The sequence below is a fragment of the Bacillus sp. JK74 genome (assembly GCF_053663395.1).
Map to the genome: position 1 here is coordinate 30,960 of NZ_JBSJQB010000004.1, position 24,086 is coordinate 55,045.

The 24,086-nt window shown below is 48.3% G+C and carries 24 protein-coding genes; 13 read left to right on the top strand and 11 right to left on the bottom strand.

Going from position 1 to position 24,086, the window contains the following annotated elements; all coding sequences use genetic code 11:
- Window positions 1-8 precede the first annotated feature (8 nt).
- Window positions 9-692 (bottom strand): ABC transporter ATP-binding protein, encoded by a 684-nt coding sequence (locus tag ACWJJ5_RS13290; protein ID WP_454022461.1) that lies wholly within the window; start codon window positions 690-692, stop codon window positions 9-11.
- Between the two features lie 14 nt (window positions 693-706).
- Entirely contained in the window at window positions 707-2,143 is a 1,437-nt protein-coding gene (locus ACWJJ5_RS13295) for an ABC transporter permease (RefSeq protein ID WP_076851411.1), read from the bottom strand.
- Window positions 2,144-2,355: 212 nt separating this feature from the next.
- Between ACWJJ5_RS13295 and ACWJJ5_RS13300 the strand changes: the two genes are divergently transcribed.
- From ACWJJ5_RS13300 to ACWJJ5_RS13315, 4 genes are all read left to right on the top strand, one after another.
- Window positions 2,356-3,039, top strand: a complete 684-nt coding sequence (locus tag ACWJJ5_RS13300; protein ID WP_014416901.1) for a response regulator transcription factor — start codon at window positions 2,356-2,358, stop codon at window positions 3,037-3,039.
- Window positions 3,026-4,459: an ATP-binding protein gene (locus tag ACWJJ5_RS13305; protein WP_454022462.1), complete on the top strand. Its 1,434-nt coding sequence runs from the start codon at window positions 3,026-3,028 to the stop codon at window positions 4,457-4,459. The genes ACWJJ5_RS13300 and ACWJJ5_RS13305 overlap by 14 nt, the downstream gene beginning before the upstream one ends.
- A gap of 152 nt (window positions 4,460-4,611) precedes the next feature.
- Window positions 4,612-5,760: a Rap family tetratricopeptide repeat protein gene (locus ACWJJ5_RS13310; protein WP_003156336.1), complete on the top strand. Its 1,149-nt coding sequence runs from the start codon at window positions 4,612-4,614 to the stop codon at window positions 5,758-5,760.
- A complete protein-coding gene (locus tag ACWJJ5_RS13315) occupies window positions 5,744-5,863 on the top strand; it encodes a PhrC/PhrF family phosphatase-inhibitory pheromone (RefSeq protein ID WP_003156334.1) in 120 nt (39 codons plus the stop codon). The genes ACWJJ5_RS13310 and ACWJJ5_RS13315 overlap by 17 nt, the downstream gene beginning before the upstream one ends.
- A 148-nt stretch (window positions 5,864-6,011) precedes the next feature.
- Here ACWJJ5_RS13315 and ACWJJ5_RS13320 read toward each other — a convergent pair whose 3' ends face one another.
- Together ACWJJ5_RS13320 and ACWJJ5_RS13325 are read right to left on the bottom strand one after the other, a co-directional pair.
- Entirely contained in the window at window positions 6,012-6,122 is a 111-nt protein-coding gene (locus tag ACWJJ5_RS13320) for a YjcZ family sporulation protein (protein WP_369719092.1), read from the bottom strand.
- A 79-nt stretch (window positions 6,123-6,201) separates the two neighbouring features.
- Window positions 6,202-7,566, bottom strand: a complete 1,365-nt coding sequence (locus tag ACWJJ5_RS13325) for an aspartate kinase (protein ID WP_025649998.1) — start codon at window positions 7,564-7,566, stop codon at window positions 6,202-6,204.
- 414 nt (window positions 7,567-7,980) lie between these two features.
- Here ACWJJ5_RS13325 and ACWJJ5_RS13330 point away from each other — a divergent pair, with 414 nt between their 5' ends.
- The 4 genes from ACWJJ5_RS13330 to ACWJJ5_RS13345 are packed head-to-tail and all read left to right on the top strand — an operon-like array spanning window position 7,981 to window position 11,589.
- On the top strand, window positions 7,981-8,934 hold the full coding sequence (locus tag ACWJJ5_RS13330) for an ABC transporter permease (RefSeq protein WP_003156332.1): 954 nt from the start codon (window positions 7,981-7,983) through the stop codon (window positions 8,932-8,934).
- Window positions 8,924-9,871, top strand: coding sequence for an iron chelate uptake ABC transporter family permease subunit (locus tag ACWJJ5_RS13335; RefSeq protein WP_014416905.1), 948 nt, complete (start codon window positions 8,924-8,926; stop codon window positions 9,869-9,871). Before ACWJJ5_RS13330 ends, ACWJJ5_RS13335 begins: the two co-directional genes overlap by 11 nt.
- Window positions 9,865-10,623: an iron ABC transporter ATP-binding protein gene (locus tag ACWJJ5_RS13340; protein ID WP_022552588.1), complete on the top strand. Its 759-nt coding sequence runs from the start codon at window positions 9,865-9,867 to the stop codon at window positions 10,621-10,623. Before ACWJJ5_RS13335 ends, ACWJJ5_RS13340 begins: the two co-directional genes overlap by 7 nt.
- Before the next feature lie 21 nt (window positions 10,624-10,644).
- Entirely contained in the window at window positions 10,645-11,589 is a 945-nt protein-coding gene (locus tag ACWJJ5_RS13345) for a siderophore ABC transporter substrate-binding protein (RefSeq protein ID WP_003156329.1), read from the top strand.
- A 41-nt stretch (window positions 11,590-11,630) separates the two neighbouring features.
- Here the strand turns inward: ACWJJ5_RS13345 and ACWJJ5_RS13350 are convergent, their stop codons facing one another.
- The 4 genes from ACWJJ5_RS13350 to ACWJJ5_RS13365 form a co-directional block, all read right to left on the bottom strand.
- Entirely contained in the window at window positions 11,631-13,055 is a 1,425-nt protein-coding gene (locus tag ACWJJ5_RS13350) for an MDR family MFS transporter (protein ID WP_063636989.1), read from the bottom strand.
- Between the two features lie 17 nt (window positions 13,056-13,072).
- Entirely contained in the window at window positions 13,073-13,948 is an 876-nt protein-coding gene (locus ACWJJ5_RS13355) for a TetR/AcrR family transcriptional regulator (protein WP_070081363.1), read from the bottom strand.
- A 160-nt stretch (window positions 13,949-14,108) separates the two neighbouring features.
- On the bottom strand, window positions 14,109-14,855 hold the full coding sequence (gene nfsA / locus ACWJJ5_RS13360; protein WP_436335394.1) for an oxygen-insensitive NADPH nitroreductase: 747 nt from the start codon (window positions 14,853-14,855) through the stop codon (window positions 14,109-14,111).
- 16 nt (window positions 14,856-14,871) lie between these two features.
- Window positions 14,872-15,159: a putative quinol monooxygenase gene (locus tag ACWJJ5_RS13365; protein WP_003156323.1), complete on the bottom strand. Its 288-nt coding sequence runs from the start codon at window positions 15,157-15,159 to the stop codon at window positions 14,872-14,874.
- Window positions 15,160-15,300: 141 nt separating this feature from the next.
- Here ACWJJ5_RS13365 and ACWJJ5_RS13370 point away from each other — a divergent pair, with 141 nt between their 5' ends.
- Window positions 15,301-15,615: an ArsR/SmtB family transcription factor gene (locus ACWJJ5_RS13370; RefSeq protein ID WP_003156322.1), complete on the top strand. Its 315-nt coding sequence runs from the start codon at window positions 15,301-15,303 to the stop codon at window positions 15,613-15,615.
- Between the two features lie 27 nt (window positions 15,616-15,642).
- Here the strand turns inward: ACWJJ5_RS13370 and gabR are convergent, their stop codons facing one another.
- Window positions 15,643-17,052, bottom strand: a complete 1,410-nt coding sequence (gabR, locus tag ACWJJ5_RS13375) for a MocR-like transcriptional regulator GabR (RefSeq protein WP_077721799.1) — start codon at window positions 17,050-17,052, stop codon at window positions 15,643-15,645.
- Between the two features lie 107 nt (window positions 17,053-17,159).
- Between gabR and gabT the strand changes: the two genes are divergently transcribed.
- From gabT to gdh, 4 genes are all read left to right on the top strand, one after another.
- Entirely contained in the window at window positions 17,160-18,467 is a 1,308-nt protein-coding gene (gabT, locus tag ACWJJ5_RS13380; RefSeq protein WP_102422336.1) for a 4-aminobutyrate--2-oxoglutarate transaminase, read from the top strand.
- A 105-nt stretch (window positions 18,468-18,572) separates the two neighbouring features.
- Window positions 18,573-19,961 carry a succinate-semialdehyde dehydrogenase gene (gene gabD / locus ACWJJ5_RS13385; protein WP_003156319.1) on the top strand — a complete coding sequence of 463 codons (1,389 nt, stop codon included), beginning with the start codon at window positions 18,573-18,575 and terminating at the stop codon, window positions 19,959-19,961.
- A gap of 154 nt (window positions 19,962-20,115) precedes the next feature.
- Window positions 20,116-20,979: a RhaT/GlcU family sugar-proton symporter gene (locus tag ACWJJ5_RS13390; RefSeq protein WP_063174364.1), complete on the top strand. Its 864-nt coding sequence runs from the start codon at window positions 20,116-20,118 to the stop codon at window positions 20,977-20,979.
- A gap of 20 nt (window positions 20,980-20,999) precedes the next feature.
- Window positions 21,000-21,785 (top strand): glucose 1-dehydrogenase, encoded by a 786-nt coding sequence (gdh, locus tag ACWJJ5_RS13395; protein ID WP_070081367.1) that lies wholly within the window; start codon window positions 21,000-21,002, stop codon window positions 21,783-21,785.
- Window positions 21,786-21,829: 44 nt separating this feature from the next.
- On the opposite strand, the gene ACWJJ5_RS13400 is transcribed toward gdh, so the two are convergent.
- Window positions 21,830-22,441: a YcnI family copper-binding membrane protein gene (locus tag ACWJJ5_RS13400; protein ID WP_454022463.1), complete on the bottom strand. Its 612-nt coding sequence runs from the start codon at window positions 22,439-22,441 to the stop codon at window positions 21,830-21,832.
- Between the two features lie 12 nt (window positions 22,442-22,453).
- A complete protein-coding gene (locus ACWJJ5_RS13405; protein ID WP_454022464.1) occupies window positions 22,454-24,082 on the bottom strand; it encodes a copper resistance CopC/CopD family protein in 1,629 nt (542 codons plus the stop codon).
- Between the last annotated feature and the right edge of the window lie 4 nt (window positions 24,083-24,086).

Genomic DNA, 24,086 nt, shown 5'->3' on the forward strand with positions numbered 1-24,086 from the left:
GCGCGGTATCAGGAAACGGCCGTGCCGTTTTCTTTGGCCGTGAAACTTCCTCTTGATAAGCGGATGTTGATATCAGACACTTTGGCAATTTGTTCGTCGTGCGTAACCATGATGACGCATTTGCCGTCTTTATGCGCCAGATCCTGAAAGAGCCGGACGATTTCCTTTGACGTATCCTCGTCGAGATTTTCCGTCGGCTCGTCCGCGCAAATCAAATCCGTGTCACAGCAGAAAGCCCGCGCAATTGAAACGCGCTGCTGCTGTCCGCCGCTTAATGTCAGCACCCGCTGACGGGCCTGCTGTTCGGTGATGCCGACTTTATCCAGCATGCTGAGCGCGGACGCATCTTTGTTGTTCTCCTTAGATCCGGTAATCTCCATCGCGGTTGTGACGTTCTGGAGCGCCGTCATATACGGGATCAGATGATAAGATTGAAAGACGATAGAGACATATTGATTTCTGAATTTGGTTAATCCGATTTTGGAGATGTCTTCTCCGTTATAAAGGATGCTTCCCTCTTTAGGTGTGTCAAGGCCGCCCGCCAGAGACAGAAACGTGGTTTTTCCCGTCCCGGAGGCGCCGGCAATTGTATAAAACTTCCCTTTTTCAAAGCTGATCGTTATATCCTGAAACAGCGGCTGTGATTTATCTTGGTACCAGTAGCCGGTCTGTTGAAAGGTTAATAGGCTCATTATGCTGCCTCCTCTTATTCCTGCTTGGTCAGGATCGTTTTAGGGTGAAGCCGCATGACTGATACAGACGGCAGTAATGTGGCGATGACGGCAATTGCGACGCCGATCCCGCCGAGAATCAGAAGGTCATTCAGCGAAACGTTTACCTGCATTGTACTGATGACATCTGCACCGGATGAATGCTGACCGAACATGCCGCCTCCCCGCGGCATTTCTCCTCCGCCCCAGCCGCTTGTTTGCTGCTGTGAATCATCGGCTGAGCTGACCTGCTGGGAAAGAAGCTGATTTCCGAGCTGATTCGCCACAAGGCTGCCCGTGACGGATGCGATCCCGATGGCGATAACCGCGACAATCAGAATTTCCGTTAAGAATTGTCCGATGAGCTTCCAGCGCTTTTCGCCGATCGCCATTAAGACACCCATTTCATACTTGCGTTCCCTGATCGACATCATCACGATCAACCCGAGAATGACCGCCCCCGCGATGGATACAAGGTACACCACGTTTTTAGAAAATGACGCGACATTTTCAATCGGGCCGACCATTTGCTGATACACCTGATCATTTGTCGTCAGCGTGTAGGTTTTATCATCTATAGATGTTTTTTTCGCAGCCGCAACGAATGAGTCAATATATTTTGCATCATCCATATAATAAACGGCTGAGCTGATTTTGTTTTTGTTATCAGACCCTTTTAACGCCGCCGCGGCGGTGTAAGGCGTATAGATTTTATTGTCAGGATTTAAGAATGAAAAATGCTCTGCCTGATCGTCTCCTGATGATGTTGTTTTATAAATTCCCACAATTTTAAGCTTTGTACTCACAGAATCATCCGCTGCTGAGGAAACCGTAATGGAGCCGCCGACCTTCAGCTTGTTTTGATCTGCCAGCGTTTCATTGATCACTGCGACTTTTGCGTCCGCATCTGTTTTTGTGATGGCGCGGCCGTCAGTGATTTTTGAGCTCCCGCCTGTGAAATCATCAAGCAGCGCCGTAGAGAGCACGCCTTCGACCGAAATGTCCGCTGAAATCATCTGTCTTCCGCCGCCTTGAAAACGGCTTCCGCCGGAACTGTTATCGGCTGATTCGCCTGAGCTTTTTATCGCGTCAAAGCTTTCTGCGTTTGCTGACGCTGCCGTGAGGAAGTTGTAATTTTTAACGTGCTGTAAAGATGTAAGTTTCTTGGCATCCGAGACGGAAATCGGCGCTGATTCAAACGTCCTCTTTTCACCGTCTTTTTGCTGCTGCGACATTTGCTTTTGGCGGTCAGCCTGGAGTGTGACGCTCCCGCCGAGCTGCTGCCTTGCCAGTTCGCTTGATTTCTTTGCCGCTGACTGGATCGTAAGACCGGACAGGACAAAAATGCAAATCACTGAAAACACAACCAGCTGCAAAAACGTTTTTCCCTTTTTTGCCTTCATGCTCCAAAAGGCTCTTTTTATAAAGTTCATGTCTGTTCCTCCGTGTGGGTGTCAGATCTTGTAAAACCGACCTTCTTTAGAACCGGTTATCCGATATGTATATAGTAGGAGAAATGTGTGAAAAAAATATGAACAAACTATTTCCGGGTGATGAAATAAAAACTAACAATTGTGAAACCCGAAAATATCCGGGTAAAATGGTGCTATTATAAGTAAAAGCGTCAAGATAAGCGGAGGAACCAATGAAGATATTAATGATAGAAGACAATATAAGCGTATGCACCATGACGGAAATGTTCTTTTTTAAAGAAGGATTTGAAGCCGAATTTGTCCATGACGGAGTGGAAGGCTATCAGCGGTTCACGGAAGAGGACTGGGATTTGGTCATTCTGGATATTATGCTTCCATCTATGGACGGAGTGACGATCTGCCGGAAAATAAGAGAGACGAGCAGTGTGCCGATTATTATGCTGACCGCAAAGGACACGGAGTCTGATCAGGTGATCGGGTTTGAAATGGGAGCCGACGACTATGTCACCAAGCCGTTCAGCCCGCTGACGCTAGTAGCGCGGATTAAAGCGGTGATCAGAAGATACCGGGCGACGGGGCAGGCCGTAAAAAGCGACGACTTGATCGAAACGGCGTGTTTTTCAATCAATAAGAAGACGCGGGAAGTGTTTCTGCACGGAAAGCCTGTCGAGAATCTGACGCCGAAGGAATTCGATCTGCTCTTTTATCTCGCACAAAATCCGCGCCAGGTCTTTTCGAGAGAGCAGCTGCTTGAGCAGGTGTGGGGGTATCAATTTTACGGCGATGAACGTACGGTTGATGTTCATATTAAACGGCTGCGCAAAAAACTGTCCAGTGACGAAAAACCGTTTTTATACACGGTGTGGGGGGTAGGATACAAATTTGATGAGGATTAAATACTTATATCAGCTGCTGTTAAGCCATGTCAGCATTTTGATTTTGGCCTTTTTCATCATCATTTCCCTGTTTTCGCATTTTGTTAAAGATTTTGCGTATCAAAATAAAGTGGATGAGCTGTCTTCTTACGCCCAGCAGATCACAAGTGAGCTGAACGGACGCGATCTTGATCTGCGCCGCCTGTATCCGTATCAGGACATGTTAAAAACGCGCGAGACCAGGTTTATTATTTTTGATGAACATCAGCGGCCGTACTTTTTTCCTGACGATATGCCGCCGCGCGAGAAGCTGAAAAGTAAAGAGTGGCACTTGCTGAAGCAAGGGAAAACCGTTCAGATCAGAGCGGAGATGAACCGTTTTAATACGGAAGGCTTGGAAGTATCGCTTGTCGCAAAACCGCTGTTTATCAACGATCAATTTAAAGGCGCGGTGCTGCTCGTGTCTCCCGTCAGAGGGGTCGAGGAGATGATCAGCCAGGTCAACCGCTATATGATTTACGCGATCATCAGCACCCTTATCATCACGATTCTGCTGAGCTGGCTTTTATCTAAATTTCACGTCAAGCGGATTCAGACATTGCGGGATGCGACCGGAAAAGTGGCGTCCGGTGATTACGATATTTCGCTCAAGAACAGCGGCGGCGATGAAATCGGCATGCTGGCGTCCGACTTCAACATCATGGCCAAAAATCTGAAGCAATCGAGAGAGCAGATTGACCGCCTGGAAAAACGGAGGCGCCAATTTATCGCCGATGTCTCCCATGAGCTGAGAACGCCTTTGACGACCATTAACGGACTTGTGGAGGGGCTTAACAGCAACACCATCCCGGAAAAAGATAAAGAGAAATGCTTCTCGCTGATCAGTGAAGAAACGAAGCGGATGCTCAGGCTCGTGAAAGAAAACCTGGATTATGAAAAAATCAGATCCCAGCAAATCAAACTGGACAAGCTCAGTCTGCCGCTCATCGAGGTGTTTGAAATTATTAAAGAGCATCTCAATCAGCAGGCGGAGGAAAAACAAAATCAGCTGCGGATTCAGGCGGAGGACGGCGTCAAAGTGTTCGCCGATTATGACAGGCTGATCCAGATTCTCGTCAACATCACGAAAAACAGCATTCAATTTACGCAAAACGGAGACATCACGCTGCGCGGGTATGAAGGCTATAAAGAAACGGTGATTGAGATCGAAGACACCGGAATCGGCATCTCCAAAGAGGAAATTGAGCATATATGGGAGCGGTTTTATAAGGCGGACGTGTCCCGGACGAATACGGCATACGGCGAATACGGACTCGGCCTGTCCATCGTCAGGCAGCTCGTCGAAATGCACAAGGGCACGATAGATATTGACAGCGAAAAAGGAAAAGGCACGACCTTTACAATCCGCCTTCCGCTGAATACGAAACATGAATCATCTTGAAACCGGCAGTCCTGTCTGGCTGCCGGCTGTTTTATCTTCACTCGGAAAATTGCGCTCTGCCGAAACAAAGTTTGCGTGTTTTTCGGGATGGAAAGACACGGAAACGTGATAAAATAACTGGTAAACAGGTCTTGGATGGGGAGGGTGAAGGAATGAAGAGCGGGTTAATTCCTTCTTCAGCAGTCGGGCAGAAAATTAACGAGTGGTATCGATACATCAGAACATTCAGCGTGCCGGATGCGGAGATCTTGAAGGCCGAGATCAAACAAGAGCTTGACCGTATGGAGCCTGATTCAAACTTAGTGCTTTATTATTCCCTCATGGAATTTCGCCATCAGCTGATGCTGGACTACTTGGAGCCGCTGGAAAAACTGAAGATAGAAGACCAGCCGACCCTGTCGGAAATTCTTGATAACATTGATAACAGCCAGGCCGGCCTCAAAGGGCTTCTCGATTATTACGTCAACTTTTTCAAAGGCATGTTTGAATTTGATAAAAGAGAATTTATCTCAGCGATTACGTATTATAAACAAGCTGAGAAAAAACTGGCCTTCGTATCGGACCACGTGGAACGGGCGGAGTTTTATTTTAAAGTGGCCGAAGCTTATTATCATATGAAACAAACGTATTTTTCTTTGATACATATAAAAAACGCTTATGAAATTTACGTAGAGCAAGACACATATAACGTCCGGATCATTCAATGCCATTTTGTATTCGGCGTCAATTTAATGGATGAAAGGCGCTTTGAACAGGCGGCCAAACATTTTCAGCACGCTCTGCAAATGGCCGAAAAAGAACAAAAAGCGCAGCTTGTCGGGAGGGCGCTGTATAACCTCGGACTGTGCTACTACAATCAGGACCGCATCGGCGAAGCGATTCCGTACTTTGAACGGGCGGTTGATACATTTGAATCACAAAGAATCGTCAATTCTCTTCCTCAAGCATATTTCCTAATCACACTCATTTACTTTAAACTCGGAAAAAAAGAAAAAGCGTCGGAATATCACAAGCGGGGATATGAATATGCTAAAGAAACAGACGATCCCGTTTACACGGTAAAATTCGAATGGCTGCAGGCTCTGTATCAGGCGAAACCGGATGAGGAAAAAATCAGCGCATGTTTCCGTTACCTGGAAGATAAAAATTTATACGCCGATATAGAGGATTTAGCACTAGAAGCAGCTAAATATTACTATGAACAAAATTGCTTTAAGATTTCTTCTGACTATTTTCTGAAAGTCGAAGAGGCAAGGAAACAAATACAAAGGAGTGAGGGTTTGTATGAAATTGAAATCTAAATGGTTTGTTATTTGTTTAGCAGCCGCCGCGATTTTTACAGTGACAGGTGCAGGCCAGACAGATCAGGCTGAATTCCATGTAGCTGAAAGAGGAATGACGTGAGAAGAAAATAACCTGAACAAAGGAAAAGACTGCCCGGGAATGTTCCCGGCAGTCTTTTTTTGCGCGGCCGGACTTGGACAGCGGCGCAAAACAAAAGAAAACGCCGCAGGTCAAAACCCGCAGCGTCCTCATATAGACGGAGTGATGCTTAGAAACCGCCAACATAGGCAGTACCTACAATAACCAACAGGATAAATAAAACAACGATCAAAGCGAAAGAGCTGATTCCAGAATATCCTGACATGAGCTTCACCTCCATATTGTCTATACCATACAATATGTAAAAGAAGCTGCTTTGTAAGGGATATTAGTGGACAAGAGAAAAAAGAGGCGGTGTCCTATGAGAGTAAGACTCCGGCGAAAAACTCGTCATACAGCGCCCGCACCGCGTGTTTTTCCTGTTCTTCTTTCACCCCGAACATCATGCTGACTTCCGATGACCCCTGATTGATCATCTCGATGTTGACGCCGGCTTCGGACAGTGCTTTGGATGCCCTGGCGGTTGTGCCGACATTATGACGCATCGCTTCCCCGACGACCATAATCAGCGCCAGATTGTGCCTGACTGTGACTTCATCTGCTTGAAGTTCCTGCTTCAGACGGGTGACGAGCCTGTGTTCCAGTTCTGAGTCCATCTGATTGTGCCGAAGGATGATCGTGATGTCGTCAATGCCGGATGGAACGTGTTCATACGTCAATCCTTCTTCCTCCAAAATGTGAAGGGCTTTGCGGCCGAAACCGATTTCCCGGTTCATTAAATATTTGCTTATGTAAATGCTGCAAAAGCCCGTGTCGCTTGCGATGCCGATGACTGGCCCGTTCGTATTGTCACGGCTGCTGACGACGCGCGTTCCTTTCGCATCCGGATTATTCGTATTCTTAATCTGAACGGGGATGCCGGCCCGAAATGCGGGAATCAGCGCTTCATCATGAAAAACGGAAAATCCGGCATAGGAGAGCTCACGCATTTCCCGATACGTCAGTTCGTTAATTTCTTTCGGATGCCGCACGATTGACGGGTTGACGGAATAGACGGCGTCCACATCAGTAAAGTTTTCGTACAGGTCGGCTTTTAAGCCGTTGGCGAGAATGGAGCCGGTAATATCTGAGCCGCTCCGGGAAAACGTCACAATCTCATGCTCCTTCGTGTAACCGAAAAATCCCGGAAAAATGATCAAGCCTTCACGGTTTCTCAGACGGTACAAATGATCATAAGATTCAGGGAGCACCTGCGCGCTTCCGGGTTCATTCGTCACAAACAGCCCCGCTTCTTTCGGACTTACGTATTCCGCTTTCACGCCCTGCCGTTGGAAGTAGGCTGCGATCAGCTTCGCGTTGTTGTCCTCGCCGCTCGCTTTCACCGCATCCATATATTGTTCGGGATTGGCTTTGCTGTTGTTTAAGAGAGCGAATAGGTCACTGCGGATTCTTTCTATAATAGAGAAATCCAGGTTCAGCTCACGCGCGATGGCAGCGTACCGTTCAATGACCGGTTCGGCAAGCTCAGGCGCTGCACCTTTTTGCAAATAATGCTCCGCACAGCTGATTAACAGATCCGTCACCTTTGTATCGTCCGAGAAGCGTTTTCCCGGCGCCGATACGACGACGGCTTTCCGCGAGGGGTCAGCCGTCACGATTTGAAACACTTTCTCAAGCTGGGCTCCTGACGCAAGAGAGCTGCCTCCGAATTTTACAACTTTCATGATTTACATCCCCTAATATTTAAATTTTCTCACAAATTTAATTTTTATTATCTCTCTTTCAAACATGTAAATCAAGGATTTTTTCTACGTAGGGAGAACATTTGTATTTTCCTGGAGGAATTTTGCCGCTGTTTGTCAGATTTTTTTCCCTCAAGCGTGTCATCATGTGCAAAAAATGATAAGCAGCCAAATGAAGGTTATAGAAAATCCTGCAAATTCTTGATAGACTGATTGTAAAACAATTTAGTGTACGGCCCGCGGATGACCCCTTTTGAAAGCAAAACTGTATTGACTGCGCTTGGAAAGATGATAAGATTATAGTTGTCGTTGATAATGATAATCATTACGAGTGGGGATATATGGGAGTTGTTTGGCTATCAGTCATTCCGTTTGTGATGGGTGCAGGGAGGCAGCATGAAGCTACGTTACTTACTTTTGCTACTGGCGGTTTTGGCGTGTACTTCTATATTTATCGGTGTAGAAGATTTGTCGCCGCTGGATATTTTTCATTTAAATAAAGAACAGGCAGGTACATTGTTTGACAGCCGGCTGCCGCGTTTGGTGAGCATTATCATCGCCGGCATGAGCCTGAGCATCTGCGGATTAATCATGCAGCAGATCAGCCGGAATAAATTTGTATCGCCGACGACTGCGGGAACGATGGACTGGGCAAGGCTCGGAATTTTGATTTCATTAATGCTTTTTACGTCAGCGAGTCCGCTTGTGAAAATGTCTATCGCTTTTATTTTCGCGTTGGCGGGAAATTTCCTTTTCATGAAAATCCTCGAGAGAATCAAGTTCAATGATGCGATTTTTATTCCTCTCGTCGGTTTAATGCTTGGGAATATCGTCAGCTCAATCGCCACGTTTATCGCATATAAATACGACCTGATCCAAAACCTGTCATCTTGGCTGCAGGGAGATTTCTCACTGGTCGTTAAAGGCCGGTATGAGCTTTTATATCTGAGTATCCCGCTGGTGATCATCGCTTATGTCTATGCGGATAAATTTACGGTGGCGGGAATGGGAGAGAGCTTTTCCGTCAATCTCGGCCTGAAATACAAACGCGTCGTCAATATCGGTCTGATTATCGTGTCGCTCATCGCTTCACTGGTGATCCTGACCGTCGGGATGCTGCCGTTTCTCGGTTTGATCATTCCCAATATGGTGTCGATTTACAAAGGGGACAACCTGAGGAGCAGCCTGCCTCACACAGCTCTCTTGGGCGCTGTTTTTGTGCTGTTTTGCGACATTTTGGGGAGGGTGATCATCTTCCCGTACGAAATTTCCATCGGCCTGATGGTCGGTGTTATCGGCAGCGGCATCTTCCTGTATATGCTGTTAAGGAGAAAAGCATATGAGTCATAATAAAAAAATTACGCTGCTGGCGGCGCTCGCCATGATATGTATCGGATTCTTTCTGTTCTACGGACTGGGCAATTGGGAATACTCCCTGCCGAGACGATGCTTCAAAGTGCTTGCCATGATGCTCACCGGAGGAGCGATCGCGTTTTCAACGGTCATCTTCCAGACGATTACAAATAACCGCATACTGACACCGGGCATTTTAGGCCTTGATTCCCTGTATATGCTCATTCAGACCGTCATCGTGTTCCTGTTCGGTTCAATGAATATCGTCATGATGAACAAAAATCTTAATTTCGTCATCTCCGTCGGGCTGATGGTGCTCTTGTCACTCGTTTTGTATCAGCTCATGTTTAAAGGCGAGGGGCGGAACGTGTTTTTCCTTCTGCTTGTCGGCGTCGTGTTCGGCACGCTGTTCAACAGTCTGTCATCCTTTATGCAGATGCTGATTGATCCGAATGAGTTCCAGGTTGTTCAGGACAAAATGTTTGCCAGCTTTAACAATATCAACACCGATCTTTTATGGTTTGCCGGTGCTGTCTTTCTTCTGACAGGCATTTATGTCTGGCGGTTCACGCGGTTTTTTGACGTGCTGTCGCTCGGCAGGGAGCACGCCGTCAACCTTGGGATTGATTACGATAAGCTTGTGAAACAGATGCTCATCGTCGTTGCCATTCTTGTGTCTGTCTCTACAGCTCTTGTCGGGCCGATTATGTTTTTAGGACTGCTTGTCGTCAATCTGGCGAGAGAGTTTTTAAAAACCTACAGGCACACGTATTTAATCGCGGGTTCCGTCCTGATCAGCATCGTCGCGCTTGTCGGGGGTCAGTTCGTCGTGGAGAAAGTGTTCACGTTTTCCACGACGCTGAGCGTCATCATTAATTTTGCCGGCGGGATTTATTTTATCTATCTGCTGTTAAAGGAGAATAAATCATGGTAGAGGTCAAAAATGTAAGCAAACAATACGGAGGGAAAGTCGTCCTTGAGAAAACGTCTCTATCCATTCAAAAGGGCAGGCTCACCTCGTTTATCGGTCCGAACGGCGCGGGAAAAAGCACGCTGCTGTCTATCATGAGCCGGCTGATTAAGACGGATTCCGGAGAAATCACGGTCGACGGGCAAGAGATCGGGGCCTGTAAAAGCAACGATCTGGCGAAAAAAATCAGCATCCTGAAGCAGACGAACCAAATTAATATCAGGCTGACGATTAAAGACCTGGTCAGCTTCGGCAGATTTCCGTATTCCCAGGGGAAACTGACGGATGAAGATTGGGTGCATATCAATCAGGCCCTCAGTTATATGAAGCTGGATGACTTAAAGGATAAATACCTCGATCAGCTCAGCGGAGGCCAGTGTCAGAGGGCGTTTATCGCGATGATCATCGCTCAGGATACGGACTATATTTTTCTCGATGAGCCGCTGAACAATTTAGATATGAAGCATTCCGTTGAAATGATGAAGCTGTTGAAGCGGCTTGTGGAAGACTTCGGAAAAACGGTCGTCGTAGTGATTCACGATATCAACTTCGCATCCGTATATTCAGACCATATCGTCGCACTGAAAAACGGCCGGATCGTCAAAGAAGGGCCGGCGGAGGAGATCATTGAAACCTCCGTGCTTGAAGATATTTATGATATGACCATCCCGATTCAAGAGATTGACAGTCAGCGGATCGGTGTGTACTTTTCTTAAAAACCAGATGAGGTGAAAGTCATGAAAAAATTCGCATTGCTATTCATTGCGCTAGTTACGATTTTTGTTGTTTCTGCATGCGGAAACGGGGACAAAACATCAGGCAAATCAAAAGAAACAATCACAATCAAAGATGATCTGAACAAAGAAGGAGTCAAAGTGCCGAAGAATCCGAAAAAAGTCGTCGTATTCAACTTCGGAATGCTGGACACGATGGATGAACTCGGTTTACAGGATCACGTGGCGGGACTTCCGAAACAAAACCTTCCAAAATACTTATCTTCATATAATAGTGATAAATACGCCAATACCGGCGGTTTAAAAGAACCGGATTTTGAAAAAGTCGCGGATATTGATCCGGATTTAATCATTATCGCCCACAGACAATCTGATTCTTATAAAGAGTTCTCAAAAATCGCGCCGACGATTTATCTTGATGATGACTATACAAACTACGTTGACAGATTCAAGCAAAACACTGAAGTGATCGGCAAAATCTTTAACAAAGAAAATGAAGTGAAAGATAAGCTTGCGAAAATCGACAAATCCATTGCCGATCTGAAGAAAAAGACAAGCAGCACGGATAAAAACGGGTTAGTGGTGATGGCGAACGACGGCAAAATCAGCGCGTTCGGATCTAAATCAAGATACGGCTTCATTCATGATGTGTTCGGCGTCAAACCGGCTGACAAAAACATCGAAGCCTCACTGCACGGACAAAGCATTTCCTATGAATATATCGCCAAAACAAACCCTGATTACATGTTTGTCGTTGACCGCGGAACAGCGATCGGCACAAAATCTTCAACAAAACAAGTGGTTGAAAATGATTATGTAAAATCGGTGAAAGCCGTGAAAAACAACCATGTTGTCTACCTTGATTCAGCTACATGGTATTTATCAGGAGGCGGCCTGGAATCCATGGCGCAAATGGTGAAAGAAGTAAAAGACGGAATCGAGAAGTAAAAAAAGAACCCGGTCACATACGTGATCGGGTTCTTTTTGGTTTACCGCGTCACGGCCTGCTGCTGCTCGGGCTGACGCGGTTTTTTCTTCAATGTAAAAGATAGGAGGAAGCCGGCCAGCGCGATGCAGGCGGCTACGACAAATGCCGCATTCATGCCGTGCAGGGCAGCGTTTGCCGGAGTTGACGCATTGGCGTGCGCGGCCTGGCTGCTCATCACGGAAACCAGCAGCGCCGTACCGATAGAACCGCCGACTTGGCGGACGGTATTGTTCATAGCTGTGCCGTGCGGAATTAAGTGGCGCGGCAGGGCATTGATTCCCGCGGTCGTCACCGGCATCATAATCATGGCTGTTCCCAAAAGCCGCGCGGTATAAACGACGACAATCCAAATGAGAGACGTCGAGTCCGTCAGATTCATAAACGGCAGGGACGTGAGCAGGATGATGAAGAATCCGGTCATCGCAAGGCCTTTTCCTCCGATTCTGTCAAACACCCGGCCGATAAACGGAGACATCATCCCCATCACAATCGCGCCCGGCAAAAGCATTAATCCGGTATCAAACGCGGATACGCCCCGGACCTTTTGCGTGTAAAGCGGGAGAATGGTTTCCGTTCCGATCAGCAGCGCGAAAACAAGCGTTCCGAGCAGGGTGGTCAGGCTGAAAATCCCGAAAGAAAACACACGGAATTCCAGCATCGGTTTTTTGAGCTTCATCTGTCTTGCGATAAAGAAAATCAGCGCGGCCGCTCCGACAAGCAGCGAAGTCAGCACTTCAGTACTGGTCCATCCTGAGGAACCGGCGCTTGAGAAGCCGTAAAGCAGCCCGCCGAATCCGAGGGTCGATAAGATCACGGATAAAATATCAATCTGTGTTTCTCGTAATGTCGTGACGTTTTTCATCAGAATAATCGCTAAAAGCAAATCGATGACTGCGATCGGGAAGATGATGTAAAACAAAGACCGCCAAGAGAATGCTTCGACCGCCCATCCGGAAAGCGTCGGGCCGATCGCCGGCGCGAACGAAATAACCAAGCCGACCATACCCATGGCGCGGCCGCGCTTTTCCATCGGGAAAATCGTGAGAAATACCGTCTGCATGAGCGGCAGCATAATTCCGGCGCCGGCCGCCTGAATAATCCGGGCCGTTAAGAGCACCGGAAAGTTCGGGGCGAATGCGCCGACAATGGTGCCCGCCGTGAAAATACTCATAGCGGAAATCAGGAGGGTGCGGCTCGTAAATTTCTCTATTAAAAATGCGGTAATCGGGATTAAAATCCCGTTCGTCAGCATAAACGATGTTGTCAGCCATTGCGCTTTGTTGGCGTCTATATTGAAGTCATTCATAATGTGCGGCAGCGCCGTGATAAGCAGTGTCTGGTTCAAAATGGCGACGAACGCTCCCGCCAAAAGAATCCCGACAATGACAGAGCGGTTGTATGGTGCAGTTTCAATACTCTTATTCAAGCTGATTCCTTCTTTCTTTATAGTTTGAGCAATGTTTTAACGGCTGCAAGCGGCTGGTGCAGCGGTCCGGCCTGCTCCAAATAACCGATGAGCGCTTTTATAAGAAAATCCCGCGGCTGTTTGTCCGCTGATTCTTTCTCCAGCATAACCGCCGCGGAAGTGAGTCCTGCGGCATCATATTTTTCCTCCGGAAGGGCTGAGACAGCTTCTTTCAGTTCCTTCAGGCTTTCAGCCAGCAATACGGTTTTGTCTTTCGGCTCAAATGAGGAAGCGGAGGCGGTATAAAGGTCAATCATCTCCTGAGGCAAAGCCGTTTCGGTTTTCCTGTTTTCGACGATGAGATTGAGATGGCGGATGATAAAGTCCGTGAGCGGCTCCAGAGCGAGCGGTTCTTTTTCCAGCTTAATCAGCGTGATGCATTCTCTCAGGAGCCCCTGCAGGACGATCACCAGCTCCCATACATAAGGAATAATGTCTTCGCCGTACGTCTGAATCAGTGAATCGCGATGCCAGCAGATAAAGGTGGAGCGGGCCCTGTGAATATGCCGTTTTACCCGCTCATTAATGGAAGAGGGGCTTCCGTACATCAGCATATTAAAAAACTGCTGATTGCGCCTGAAGCCTTCAAGCTCAGCCATCAGTTTTTTGGCAAACCGTTCCTCAGGGGAGAGGCTCGTTTCTTCATTCAATAATGAAGCGGCCGCTACCATCTGTTTCTGGTTAAAATCGAGCAGCTCCAGGAGCAGGTCTTCCTTTGATTCAAACAGCTTATATAAAGATGCTTTGGAGACTTTGCACTCCTCTGCGATCGCCTGCATCGAAACCGACGAAAAGCTTTTCCCGGAAAAAAGCTTCCTTGCCGCCAGCAGAATATCCGTTTTCTTATCATTCATAAGCCCAGATTCCTTCTTTCGTCACAATAGAAAACCCATCGGTTCACAGAAAACCAATGAGTATATGATGAAAATATTAACAAAAATTTTCACATAGTGTCAACGCTTTTGTTTGAGAAATAGAAAAAACCTGCCGGAGTGTTCCGGCAGGCTGATACGTTTATTTATCCGTCTTAAATCCTTGTTTTTCAAGCATTTCACGAATGTGAGGATAATAAACCTGCTTATAGTAGGAAGTGATGCTTTGTGACCAGTTTCTTGTTTCCTGTCCGTCGGTGCGTTTTTTCATGTATTCGGACATCTGCTTGTCATAGGCCTCGATATGGGTTCTTAAATCTTCTTCTTGATACGTTTCATGATGCAGAACGGCTGCTTGCGGCAGACGCGGTTTTTTCGCGGAGCGGTCTGCCGGATGGCCGATGACGAGACCGGAAACCGGGAAAACGTATTTCGGAAGTTTCAGCAATTCAATGAGTTCGTCAGGCTTGCCGCGCACGGCGCCGATCGGCACAGTGCCGAGTCCCATTGATTCAGCCGCAGCCGTTGCCGTACCCAGCGCAATCCCGACATCTACGGCTCCGACTAGAACGGACTCTAAACCGTTCGTGATCTCAAGCGGTGTATCATTATATTCTTCAAGCGCAATTTTGGCGCGGTTAAAATCAGCGCAGAATAAAAGGAAAACAGGCGCTTGGTCAATCCACGGCTGGCCGCCGGCCAATTCGGATATTTTTTTCTTCCGCTCCTTATCTTTCACCGCAATAACGGTAAATTGCTGGCCGTTAATGGAAGTCGGCGCTGCCTGAGTTGCTTGGATGATAAGATCCAGCTGATCATCCGATACGGGTTCATCTGTGTAGCTGCGGATGGAACGGTGGTCTGTTAATATTTGAAGGACTTCGTTCATGTCATTCATCCTTTCGTTACTCTGACAGTTCTGTGCGGACGACGTCAAGCGGCGCACTCAGCACTTCTTTTGCTTTTGCCACGAATCCTTGGAAATGGTCAGTTGCGTTGTGGAATTTCATCGCTTCTTCATCTTTCCATTGCTCAAGCATAACGAATGTATTTTCCTCACCGACTTTTTCGAAAAGGTCGTATTGCACATTTCCTTCTTCCGCGCGTGAATGCTGAACAAGTGATTGCGCTTCTCCTAAAAATTCCTCGCGTTTATCCGCTTTTACTTTCATGTAAGCCTGTAAGACGATCATTGTTATTCCTCCTGATTGGGTTTATTTGTTATAGTTCGAATATTATCGAACTAACTGTAACATGTTTCGCAGTGAATGGTAAAGGAAAAACCCTCACCGCCTAAATTGTCACCCGCCGCTTTTATGTGTTACATTTGACTCATGAACATTCCAAACCATCCTGAAACCGACCGCTTACAGCTGACAAAGGTTCTTCATGCTCTGAGTGATCCGCTCCGCTTAGAGCTGGTCAAACAATTGGCGGAAACAACAGAAAAAACGTGCGGTACCTGCGCTGATGTCCGGGTCGCCAAATCAACGCTGTCCCATCACTTCAAAGTGCTGCGGGAAGCGGGGATCGCCCAAGTGCGCATAGACGGGAAGCACCGTTATTATTCCCTGCGCAAAGATGATTTACAAGCGGCGTTTCCCGGCCTGCTGGAGGCGATTTTGCAGACAGAACCGGACCGCTGGTAAATAAGTCCCCGAATTCCGGGGGTTTTTTTATGCGCCGAAAACCGCCCGGTAAAGCCTGAGGACGCCTTCTTGAATATCGCTCTCCTTCAGGCGGGCGAACCCCAGAATGAGCTGGGGCTTATTTGAATCGCCTCCCGTTTTCAGACGGAACCGGCTCATCGCAAACAGATCGAGCTGTTCTGCATCAGCCCGTGCCAATATCTCTTTTTCTGAACGGGCGCAGTCAAACTCAGTGACAAAATGAAGCCCCGCATTGGCGCCCTTTACACTGATTCTTTCTCCGAATGTTTCTTCCAAAGCCGAAATGAGGCGTTCCCGCATGTTCTTATAATGCTGCTTCATCTTTTTAATATGTTTCTGATATTCACCTGAGTCGATAAATTCTTTCAGCGCGAGCTGGGCAAGCGTGCTGCACGTATGCAGGTCATACGTTCTCTCTTTGAACGTCCGCAAAAGCCCGGGCGGCAGAACCATATAGCTGATGCGCAGACCTGGGAAAAGGGATTTTGAAAAGGTCCCCATGTAGATGACATTTTGAAACCGGTCAAGGCTTTGAAGCGCCGGTATCGTATCGGCGTCATATTTAAATTCACTGTCATAATCATCTTCAATGATGAAGCGGCCGTTCTGTTCGGCGGCCCAGTTTAAAAGCTGAATCCGCCGGGAAGCGGGCATGATCACGCCTGAGGGGAATTGATGGGAAGGCGTGGTGATCAATACACAGGGCCGGCGTTTTTCGATTTCGGCCATGGACATGCCTTTTTCATCAAGGCTGATCGTCGCAACCTTTTTCCCGAGGTTTTGCAGCAGCCGGTACATCCTCATATATCCCGGGTTCTCCATGGCGTACAGCGCGTCTTTTGGCAGCAGTTCCGTCAGCAGCTGCATCAGCATTTGCGTGCCCGCCCCGAGCACGATTTGTTCCGGGCGGCATGTAACGCCCCTTGTCAGGGAAATAAGCCGCGAAATGGTTTCACGGACTTCATATAAGCCTTGCGGATGGACGAGGTCTCCGAGTGTATGAAATGAACGGGCGGCTGCTTTATGCTCACAGCGGAACCAGCTTTTCAGGGGAAAATGCGCCGTATCCACGCTCATATGAGAAAACGAAATCCAGCCGCTCTTATCCGGCTCCCGCTCTTTTAAATCTTCAGGCAATGAGAGCGAAGGCGTTTCTTCATGATAAACCGTATCAATTTCCTCCACGAAAAAGCCTTTTCTTTCGACTGCATATAAATAACCTTCCGAAAGCAGCTGCTGATAAGCTGAATTCACTGAATTCACGCTGACCTTCAGCGTCTCGGCAAGCTCCCGTTTAGACGGCACCTTTGTATGAGGCATCAGGCTGCGTTTCAAAACGGCCGCTTTTATGTGCTGATAGATCTGCTGATAGATATAATCCGCCGTTTCCGAATGATCAATGGAAATCGTCAGCATCCAGACCCTGCTCCTTTCTGATACCATAGAAAAATTGATTTTGGTACTTTTCATCATACCAAAAAGAAGTCAGAATGATAAGAAAACAATGCAGGGGGATGGAATCTATGAGTCGAACAGCATCATCGGAAGTGACAACAGCCCAGTGGCAGCAAAAACGGGATCAATTCGTTTCCAAGGGGGTCGGCAACGGAAACCGCAGCATGGCGGTAAAAGGGGAAGGGGCGCTTTTGTACGATTTGGACGGCAGACGATTCATTGATTTTGCCGGAGCGATCGGAACGCTGAATGTCGGCCATTCCCATCCGAAAGTGGTGGAGGCCGTGAAGAAACAGGCGGAGGATCTGATTCACCCGGGATTTAACGTCATGATGTATCCGTCTTATATTGAGCTGGCCGAAAAACTTTGCGGCATTGCGCCGGGAGATCATGCGAAAAAAGCGATTTTTCTCAATTCGGGGGCGGAAGCGGTGGAAAACGCCGTGAAAATCGCCAGAAAATATACGAAGCGCCAGGCTGTCGTGTCATTTACAAGAGGGTTCCACGGCCGCACGAACATGACGATGAGCATGACGAGCAAGGTGAAGCCTTATAAATTCGGTTTCGGCCCGTTTGCCTCAGAGGTGTATCAGGCGCCGTTTCCTTACTATTATCAAAAGCCGGCCGGCATGAGCGACGAGCAGTATGACGACTTTATCATCAGCGCTTTTGAGGATTTCTTTATCGCCGCAGTTGCACCGGAAACCGTCGCCTGTGTCGTAATGGAGCCGGTTCAGGGAGAAGGCGGCTTCATCATTCCTTCAAAACGTTTCGTGCAGCACGTCGCCGCTTTTTGTAAAAAACACGGTATCGTTTTTGTAGCGGATGAGATTCAGACCGGTTTTGCCAGAACGGGAACGTATTTTGCGATTGAACATTTCGGAGCCGTCCCTGATTTGATCACCGTATCCAAATCACTTGCAGCCGGATTGCCGCTGAGCGGAGTCATCGGCCGGGCGGAAATGCTTGATGCCGCCGCGCCGGGGGAACTCGGGGGCACATATGCGGGAAGCCCGCTCGGCTGTGCGGCTGCGCTCGCCGTCCTGGATATTATAGAAGAAGAAGGGCTGAATCAGCGTTCCGAAGAGATCGGCCGCATCATCGAGCATCAAGCGCTCGAGTGGAAAAAAGAGCATGCCTGCATCGGAGAAGTGCGCAGACTCGGCGCGATGGCGGCCATCGAAATTGTCAAAGATCCGCACACGCGGGAACCGGACAAAGCAAAAGCCGCGGCGATCGCTAAAACGGCGAACGAGAACGGACTGCTGCTGCTGACGGCCGGCATTAACGGCAACATTATCAGATTCCTGACGCCGCTTGTCGTGACGGATGAGCAGCTCAAAGAAGGCCTTTCCATTATCGAAGCAGCTCTGTGAGTTCAATTATTGGAATGCCGCCGGATGTGTCTGCTATCATGAAAGTGTGAGATACATCAACAAGCATTCAATGGTTTTACTATAGGAAAGAAAGGAATGTTCAATATGCCAGAACAATTAACAGTGTACAACCCGGCAACGGGAGAGGCGATCGAAAGCATCCCCCAGCAGACGGCCGAAGATGTTGAAAAAGCGATTGAACGTTCACATCAAGCGTTTCAATCATGGTCCAAAACATCAGCGGGAGAACGTGCCTCACTTTTGAGAAAATGGTATGAGCTGATTGTTGAAAATAAAGAAGAACTTGCGGAATTAATTACGAAAGAAAACGGCAAACCGTACGAAGAAGCGGTCGGAGAAGTTTTATACGGCGCCGGCTATATTGAATGGTTCGCTGAAGAAGCAAAACGGATTTACGGCAGAACCGTACCTGCGCCGACAACGGGCAAACGGATTGTCGTCACCCGTCAGGCGGTCGGCCCGGTAGCCGCGATTACGCCGTGGAATTTCCCGAATGCGATGATTACAAGAAAAGCCGCGCCCGCTTTGGCGGCAGGCTGTACGTTCATCATCAAACCGGCGGAGGATACGCCGCTTTCCGCTTACGCCCTTGCGCGTCTCGCATATGAAGCGGGAATTCCGAAGGACGTGCTGCAAGTGGTGATCGGTGACGGAGCCGAAATCGGAAACGTCTTCACCAGCAGCCCGAAAATCCGCAAAATTACCTTTACCGGCTCAACGCCTGTCGGCAAAATTCTGATGAAAAACAGCGCCGACACCGTAAAACATATGTCAATGGAGCTTGGCGGACATGCGCCGCTGATCGTGGATGAAGACGCTGATCTTGATCTGGCGGTAGCCCAAACAATGGCCTCTAAATTCAGAAATGCCGGCCAAACCTGCGTCTGTGCGAACCGTCTGATCGTACACGAATCCGTGAAAGACGAGTTTGCGAAAAAACTGAGTGAAGAAGCTGCGAAACTCAAAGTCGGAAACGGTCTTGAAAAAGGCGTAAATGTCGGCCCTGTCATCAACAAAAAAGGCTTCGATAAAATCGTCGGCCAAATTAATGACGCCGTGGAAAAAGGCGCAGAAGTGCTGACGGGCGGAACGTATGACCAAAACGATGAAAAAGGATGCTATTTCGTGACGCCGACCGTGCTTTCAAATGTAGACACATCCATGAACATCATGCATGAAGAAACTTTCGGCCCGGTTGCGCCGATCGTTACGTTCTCAGATATTGATGAAGCGATCAAGCTTGCGAACGATACGCCGTTCGGGCTTGCGGCTTATTTCTTCACAGAAAACTACCGCCGCGGCATCTATATTTCTGAACAGCTTGAATACGGCATCATCGGCTGGAATGACGGCGGTCCGTCCGCGGTTCAAGCGCCGTTCGGAGGAATGAAAGAAAGCGGCATCGGCCGTGAAGGCGGTACGGAAGGCATTGAACCGTACCTGGAAACCAAATACATGTCTATCGGACTTTAATGAGCCGAAAAGAAAGCCCCGCTTCTAAGCGGGGCTGTTTTTATTGAGCGGTCTGCCGGTGAATATCGCCGGCAGGCTTTTTTGATCTTGCGGGAATAATCGGTTCGATTCCAGACAAAATAACAGCAAATACGATTGAAAGAAGGTCGCCATCATGGATATATTACTGGCTCTTCTCCCGGCTTTATTTTGGGGGAGCATCGTGTTATTTAACGTCAAATTAGGCGGCGGGCCTTACAGCCAGACGCTGGGAACGACAATCGGGGCGCTCATCGTTTCGTTTGTGCTGTATCTGTTTGTCCACCCGGTCCTGTCCGGGCGCATTTTTATTGTCGGCATCATCTCGGGGCTGTTTTGGTCGCTCGGCCAAAGCAATCAGCTTAAAAGCATACAGCTGATGGGCGTTTCAAAAACGATGCCGATATCAACGGGAATGCAGCTCGTCTCGACTTCTTTGTTCGGTGTGATCGTATTCAAAGAATGGTCAACCCCGATCGCGATTACGCTGGGTATTCTCGCCCTTATTTTTATCATCATCGGGATTGTGCTCACATCTTTAGAAGATAAAAAGGGGCGGGCGGACGGAGAACCGGGAAACTTAAAAAAAGGCATTGTTATCCTGCTGATCTCCACGCTCGGCTATTTGGTCTATGTCGTCGTCGCCCGGCTGTTCGGTGTATCCGGATGGTCAGCGCTTCTGCCGCAGGCGATCGGGATGGTCATCGGCGGACTGCTCCTGACGTACAAGCATAAACCGTTTAATAAGTACGCCATCAAGAACATTCTGCCGGGAATCATCTGGGCGCTCGGGAACATGTTTCTGTTCATCTCACAGCCGCGCGTCGGAGTTGCGACAAGTTTTTCCCTCTCTCAAATGGGGATCGTCATCAGCACGCTCGGCGGAATCTTCATTCTTCGTGAGAGCAAAACGAAGCGTCAGCTGGTCGCCATTGCCATCGGGATTATCCTGATCATTGTAGCCGCGGTATTCTTAGGCGTTGCGAAATCAAATTCATAACATATGCAGGAGGTTTGAACATGTACACGGATTTAAAAGGAAAAGTCGTTGCCATTACGGGAGCTTCATCAGGATTAGGAAAAGCGATGGCGATCCGTTTCGGACAGGAGCAGGCGAAAGTCGTCATTAACTACTATAGTAATGAAAAAGACGCCCAAACCGTTAAAGAAGAGATTCAAAAAGCGGGAGGCGAAGCGGTCATCGTTCAAGGAGACGTCACAAAAGAAGAAGATGTCAAAAACATCGTGCAGACTGCGGTGAAGGAATTCGGCACATTGGATGTCATGATCAATAACGCCGGCATGGAAAATCCGGTTCAGTCGCATGAAATGCCGCTCAAAGACTGGAACAAAGTCATCAATACGAATCTGACCGGCGCTTTCTTAGGAAGCCGCGAAGCCATTAAATATTACGTAGAGAATGATATTCAAGGAAACGTCATTAACATGTCAAGCGTACATGAAATGATTCCGTGGCCGCTGTTTGTTCACTACGCGGCGAGTAAAGGCGGTATCAAATTGATGACGGAAACGCTGGCGCTTGAGTACGCGCCGAAGCGCATCCGTGTTAACAATATCGGACCGGGAGCCATCAATACGCCGATCAACGCGGAAAAATTTGCGGATCCCGTTCAGAGAAAAGATGTGGAAAGCATGATTCCGATGGGATATATCGGTGAGCCGGAAGAAATCGCGGCTGTCGCCGTCTGGCTTGCTTCAAAGGAATCAAGCTATGTGACCGGCATTACGCTGTTTGCTGACGGGGGAATGACCAAATATCCGTCTTTCCAGGCAGGCCGCGGATAAGAAAAAAGCGATCGCAGGCTCTTTAGAGCCGGATCGCTTTTTGCTTACGCGCGTTTTTTCTTTACAAGCGCCGCGATGGAAAGGATAATTGCCGCAGCTGACAGAACGATGGCTGCAATATCAAGCGCTGATACGCCGGATTTGCTTTCTTCGTTTGACTGTTCAGCTCCGTGCGCATCCGTCACGCTGGCCGATTTCTTGATTTTCGTAATCGAGTGAGGCGTGTCGGCTTTCTCATCACCCGTCCATTCTACAATGCTGCCGTCTTTGTAATATTGGTAAGCGTCCCAAGCGGCATCTCCGCTCTTTTCAGGATTTTTCGCAACGAATGTGAACTGCTGGAATTGGCCGGGCTGAATGCCGCCGTCCTTTGCTTCCCAAGTGACGGAGACCGCTTTGTCATCATGTTTGGATACGGATGTTTTCCAGCCCGGAATCGGCTGATACTGCTGAAATTCAACGCCGGCGGGCATTTTCAGCACGACTTTCGTTGTCGGCTCATTCTTTTCCACAGGCACTTTCATCGTGTATGTTTCCCAAGAACCGGCCGCGGATTCCGCGGGTTTGACTGAGACGTGGGCGCTTGCTGCCGCCGTAAAACCGACGAGTGACAGGGTCACGGCGGATATGAATATTAAAGCCTTTTTTTTCAACATGAGATACACTCCTTAGTTTGTCGTTGAGAATATTTGGTTGATTTCATTAAAATCGTTTGTCAGCCCGTGGACTTTGATCTTCCAGTTTCCCTTTTCGGTGATGGACAGGTTGGCGGCTTCGAATGTGCCTTCCTTCGTTTTCTTCAAATCAAAGGTGCTTTCATGCTGTTTGCCGCTGAAGCCCGTCTGGTAAACAGTGACCGTAAATTGCTGAATGTCTTTTACTAAGCTGCCGTTATGATCGGTGACAATGACTTGAAATTCATTTTTACCCGGCTGGTTCGGCGTAATGTGCAAGGATAGGGTCTCCCCGTTTCCGATCGTTTCTGAGCCGTTAAAAGGCAATGGCGCAGGCGGCGGCGGGCTGGGCAGGCTTGTGAAGACGGCGGTTGTGAATAACACCGCAATACCAAGTGCCCATTCGGCCTTTATCGTTGCGCTGATGCTCCTTTTTCTGCTGAACTTCGTCATCCATACGTGAACGGCGCCGAGCGCAAGCATGATGACAAACAGTCCGATTTTCAAAAGGAGCGTCTTGCCGTAAGCGGTGTGAAAGAGTGAATCAAACGAGCGGATAATGAAAAATCCGTTCAGCACACCTGAAAATAACAGCACGCCCACAGAGGCGAATGCCCAAGGAGAAAACCGTCTGACCGTTTCCCAAGCGATGGTTTTATCGGTTTTTCTCCACTCTGATGAAAGAAGCAGCACAAGAGCGGCTATACCGCCCATCCATACAGACGCGGCCGATAAATGGAGAAAGTCCATCGCGATGCCGACCGCTTTTTCGTCGATAACGGCTGCATGCCCGGCGAATGCTTTTGCCAAAAGCGAAGCGAAGAAGAATAACAGCGGCGCCGTCCAGTACGCAAATGACCGGAATGCTTTCTTCTTCAGCATCGGGATCATGGACAGGGCGAGCAGGATAAATAAGCTGATCTGGATCATCCAGACGTACCCGCCTGCCGTTTTCAGAAGCGTTTCTTTTACATAGTCCGGCTGAAACGCGGCGCTCCAAGCGCCGCCCGCGTTTTCTTTCGTCTGGATCGGGAGCTGGCACACGAGCGCGAGCCCCGTTAAACATAAAGAAATCACGAGCAGCTTTACAGTTCGTTTTGCTTTTGATGAATCTTTATTATTTCTGTACCAAAACAGATGGAAAAAAGCCGTGCCGATAAACAGGGAGATAGCGGTGTACAAAATACCGCGGTCGATGGCCGCTTCGGGATGAAGCGCCGCTTGCGATGATGTCTGCTCCTGAAGTTGACCGCCGGCTTTTCCGATACTGAAAGGGATGACGCCGGATACCGGATGTCCGTCGGCTGATACCGCGTTCCATTCCGCTCTGTAAATATCATGCGGCAGATTTTTTTTCAATGCCGCGGTCATGATGCGGGCATTATTTTTTTGAATCACCGTTTTGCCCGCGTCAACCCGTTCACCGGATGAATTATAGACCTTAATGGAGTGGAAGCCTTCTTCAATCTGTTCATTAAACTCAATTTCAATCTGCTTCGGCGCTTGTTTTAATTCGCTGTTCTCACCCGGATTTGAGTTTGTGATGTAGGCGTGGGCGAAGCTTGTTTTCGGAATCAAAACAAGGAACAGCAAAAAGATGAGCCAGCGTTTGTTCTGTCTCATGGAT

Coding starts and splice junctions, on each gene's coding strand:
- ACWJJ5_RS13370 (WP_003156322.1), top strand. CDS start 15,301: ATGAACATTCCAAACCATCCTGAAACCGACCGCTTACAGCTGACAAAG.
- ACWJJ5_RS13295 (WP_076851411.1), bottom strand. CDS start 2,143: ATGAACTTTATAAAAAGAGCCTTTTGGAGCATGAAGGCAAAAAAGGGA.
- ACWJJ5_RS13390 (WP_063174364.1), top strand. CDS start 20,116: ATGGATATATTACTGGCTCTTCTCCCGGCTTTATTTTGGGGGAGCATC.
- ACWJJ5_RS13365 (WP_003156323.1), bottom strand. CDS start 15,159: ATGATCGTCTTACAGGCTTACATGAAAGTAAAAGCGGATAAACGCGAG.
- ACWJJ5_RS13315 (WP_003156334.1), top strand. CDS start 5,744: ATGAAATTGAAATCTAAATGGTTTGTTATTTGTTTAGCAGCCGCCGCG.
- gabD (WP_003156319.1), top strand. CDS start 18,573: ATGCCAGAACAATTAACAGTGTACAACCCGGCAACGGGAGAGGCGATC.
- ACWJJ5_RS13300 (WP_014416901.1), top strand. CDS start 2,356: ATGAAGATATTAATGATAGAAGACAATATAAGCGTATGCACCATGACG.
- ACWJJ5_RS13320 (WP_369719092.1), bottom strand. CDS start 6,122: ATGGAGGTGAAGCTCATGTCAGGATATTCTGGAATCAGCTCTTTCGCT.
- ACWJJ5_RS13400 (WP_454022463.1), bottom strand. CDS start 22,441: ATGTTGAAAAAAAAGGCTTTAATATTCATATCCGCCGTGACCCTGTCA.
- gabR (WP_077721799.1), bottom strand. CDS start 17,052: ATGCTGACGATTTCCATTGATCATTCGGAAACGGCGGATTATATCTAT.
- gdh (WP_070081367.1), top strand. CDS start 21,000: ATGTACACGGATTTAAAAGGAAAAGTCGTTGCCATTACGGGAGCTTCA.
- ACWJJ5_RS13290 (WP_454022461.1), bottom strand. CDS start 692: ATGAGCCTATTAACCTTTCAACAGACCGGCTACTGGTACCAAGATAAA.
- nfsA (WP_436335394.1), bottom strand. CDS start 14,855: ATGAACGAAGTCCTTCAAATATTAACAGACCACCGTTCCATCCGCAGC.
- ACWJJ5_RS13405 (WP_454022464.1), bottom strand. CDS start 24,082: ATGAGACAGAACAAACGCTGGCTCATCTTTTTGCTGTTCCTTGTTTTG.
- ACWJJ5_RS13325 (WP_025649998.1), bottom strand. CDS start 7,566: ATGAAAGTTGTAAAATTCGGAGGCAGCTCTCTTGCGTCAGGAGCCCAG.
- ACWJJ5_RS13355 (WP_070081363.1), bottom strand. CDS start 13,948: ATGAATGATAAGAAAACGGATATTCTGCTGGCGGCAAGGAAGCTTTTT.
- ACWJJ5_RS13310 (WP_003156336.1), top strand. CDS start 4,612: ATGAAGAGCGGGTTAATTCCTTCTTCAGCAGTCGGGCAGAAAATTAAC.
- ACWJJ5_RS13340 (WP_022552588.1), top strand. CDS start 9,865: ATGGTAGAGGTCAAAAATGTAAGCAAACAATACGGAGGGAAAGTCGTC.
- gabT (WP_102422336.1), top strand. CDS start 17,160: ATGAGTCGAACAGCATCATCGGAAGTGACAACAGCCCAGTGGCAGCAA.
- ACWJJ5_RS13345 (WP_003156329.1), top strand. CDS start 10,645: ATGAAAAAATTCGCATTGCTATTCATTGCGCTAGTTACGATTTTTGTT.
- ACWJJ5_RS13330 (WP_003156332.1), top strand. CDS start 7,981: ATGAAGCTACGTTACTTACTTTTGCTACTGGCGGTTTTGGCGTGTACT.
- ACWJJ5_RS13335 (WP_014416905.1), top strand. CDS start 8,924: ATGAGTCATAATAAAAAAATTACGCTGCTGGCGGCGCTCGCCATGATA.